The organism is Blautia difficilis (genome assembly GCF_014297245.1).
Lineage (GTDB): Bacteria > Bacillota > Clostridia > Lachnospirales > Lachnospiraceae > Blautia_A > Blautia_A difficilis.
Genome location: NZ_JACOQG010000076.1, coordinates 1 through 2,087, shown reverse-complemented (window position 1 = coordinate 2,087; position 2,087 = coordinate 1). Strand labels below are relative to the sequence as shown.

The window sequence follows — 2,087 nt, the reverse complement described above, 5'->3', positions numbered from 1 at the left end:
CTATATATACGGAATGGAGAAATTATTGCAGTTCTTTGTCAAATACTTCTTCTATCGTCAAGATGATTTGACGATAGAAGAAGTATTTGACAAAGAACTAGATGAAAGTATTACTAGACGATATTTTACTACGACTGTTAATAATGCAAAAATGTGTTTAGATGTAATGGGACATACAACTCTAAAGGCAAAATGTTTATTTGAATACCATAAGAAGAATTATTTAGACTACTTAGAAGATGATTTTGATGATGAAGTCGATAGTGACAATATTGAAAGAGAGTATACCTTTGAAAATTGGGCCCGAGCAGTAAAAAAGTATTCTTCAATATTAGCGTCCGATATTTATGAGAATGGTGATTATATATCATTAGAGAAATGCAGGGGAGAGAACAATTCTCTGTGCGAGAAAATAGTATTAGACTCATTACCACATTGTAAGGATGATACATATTTTGGCATTGATTTCTATTATTTAGATGAAGAAATAGGATCACCGTGGGATGTATTTCGTATTATTTTAGAAGCATTTAAATCGGAAGACATAATTACTCTTGATTATACAAATCTATTTGAGGGTGGATGGTGTGATGAGGTTCCAGAGGAAAAAGAGTATTTAGTATCTAAGACAGTTATACTTACAGAAGGTAGTACAGATGCAAGAGTTATATCTGAAGCAATGAAATTGTTGTATCCTCACATGGTAAAGTTTTATTCTTTTATTGATTTTTCAACTTATGTTGTGCAGGGAAGTACAAATTACTTAACGCATTATTTAAAAGCATTTATTGCTGCTGGAATCAGGAATAGAATTATTGCATTATATGATAATGATTCAGCTGGTTTAAGTGAAATAAAAGTTTTAAAAAATATTCCAATTCCATCAAATGTAAGAATTATGCACTTGCCAGATTTAGAAATGTGTCTCCATTATCCAACTATTGGACCGGGAGGAAGTTCAATAGACAATATTAATGGTCGTGCTTGCTCAATAGAAATGTTTCTTGGTAAGGATATTCTGAAAAAAAGTGGAGAATACGAGCCTGTTCGTTGGAAATCCTATATTGATAAAGTAGATGCATATCAAGGTGAAATAGTTTCTAAATCAGAAGTGTTGAAACAGTTTAAATTGAAGGTTAAAAGAAGTCAGGATCAACTTGTTTTAGATGAATGGGAAGAGTGCGATTTGCTACTTAGGGAAATTTTTGCTGCTTTTGAAAAGTAGTATTATAGTAGAAATGAAGTGATAGACTATTGTTTGTCAGTTTGAAATAAAATAATAAAAATAAAACAGCGTCAGGGCAGTTATAAGTCGAGAGATTTATAGCTGCCCTTTTTTTATTGCTTTTGGACACGATGTCCAGAAGCGGAAAGGAGAATTATGAGGTATTTATTACATCGGCTGTATGTTCCACCTTAGCGGAGCATACGCACATGGAAATGCAGATCGGAGGTACTTATGTAAGAGGAAGTAACGCAGAAAACAATCGCTCTTGTAATTAAGACCGCTAAATTGGATGCCAACGTCTTGAAGGCTGCAATGCGGATGTATCTGAACCACCGCAGGCAGAAAGCACAGAAAACGCATGGTAAAACTTCTGTGAAAAAGCTGGTTGGCGAAGGCGTGGGAGTTTCGTCTATCGAAGTGACGGACGGCAATATCAAATCCTTTGAGCGGGTAGCTCGTAAATATAATGTTGATTTTGCCGTCAAGAAAGACAAGACAACGGACCCGCCGAAATATGTGGTATTTTTCAAGGGCAGGGATGCCGATGCAGTAGCACAGGCATTCAAGGAATTTGTTTATGGTAATGAGAAACGAAAGGGCAGGACTTCCGTAAGGGAGAAACTGAAACGCTTTAGGGATGCAGTATCACAGAATAAGAACAGAGAACGGAGCCGGGAAAAGAATAAGGACAGGGGGCAGAGCCTTTGAGTAACATCATTGAAGGCATAACCAAAGACCTGATGAATATTCTTGTGCGGTAACACCGCAAGTCCGGCAGACGGGAAACCGTCTGTCCGGGCTAGCGGGAACCGCTTATGCGAGTTTACTCGCGTAATGTTTTGTCCAAGCCATAAACCTC

The 2,087-nt window shown here is 36.8% G+C and carries 2 protein-coding genes; both read left to right on the top strand.

The window, feature by feature from the left end:
- A partial coding sequence (locus H8Z82_RS16820) for a HEPN/Toprim-associated domain-containing protein (protein WP_186995757.1) occupies window positions 1-1,225 on the top strand: 1,225 nt, incomplete at its 5' end.
- Between the two features lie 288 nt (window positions 1,226-1,513).
- A complete protein-coding gene (locus H8Z82_RS16815; protein ID WP_227194788.1) occupies window positions 1,514-1,936 on the top strand; it encodes a PcfB family protein in 423 nt (140 codons plus the stop codon).
- Window positions 1,937-2,087: the final 151 nt, after the last annotated feature.